Origin of the sequence: Bacillus sp. AFS012607, assembly GCF_002558005.1 — a bacterium.
Classification (GTDB): Bacteria; Bacillota; Bacilli; order Bacillales; family Bacillaceae_G; genus Bacillus_A; species Bacillus_A thuringiensis_S.
The window spans coordinates 1-659 of record NZ_NTVM01000085.1 but is presented as its reverse complement, the minus strand read 5'-3'; the positions used below and the strand labels follow the sequence as shown (position 1 = coordinate 659).

Below are 659 nucleotides of genomic sequence, written 5' to 3'. Positions count from 1 at the left end.
TATACCTCTACATTGGGAATGGACCGACCAATAGGAGGTGCTCCATCTCCTTTGTATATTCCCGCAACGGTATAAACTGTAGTTTCTGTTGGACCATACGCATTAATAAAAAGGTGATTTTGCATCCATCGTTTTGCCACTTGTTCACTACAGGCTGATCCCGCAGAAATAACAACCTGTAAATCTTTAAATACAGATTCATCTAACAAATTAAGTACCGTAGGGGGTAAAAGTGCATGTGTAATTTTATTTTTTTGCAAGAACTGAGTAAGTGGTTCAACTGGCATAATATCGTGTTGACTACATACATATAAAGTTCCACCTGAAACTAGGCTAGTAAATATCTCAAATACTGAAGCATCAAATGATAATGAGGCAAATTGAATATTTCTACTGTCTGAATTCATTTTTGTTAAATTAATACTAGAAATAATAAAGTTACATAAGCTTTTTTGTTCAATTAATACCCCTTTGGGTTTTCCTGTAGATCCAGATGTATAGATTACATATGCCAAATTATCTGGTTTAACTTCAATTGTAGGATTTATATTTTTTTCTCTCGAAATATTCATTTCATGTTCTTTTATATTAATACAGTCTATTTCTTTAGGTATCCACTGTGTTGGATGGTTTTGGGTTAGCAATACTTGTATGTTGGC

1 protein-coding gene is annotated in these 659 nt (G+C 33.2%); it reads right to left on the bottom strand.

The genetic code is table 11. The features are described 5' to 3' along the window. Positions 1-659 (bottom strand): AMP-binding protein (locus CN409_RS30845; RefSeq protein WP_141527760.1); only part of this gene is annotated, 659 nt, incomplete at both ends.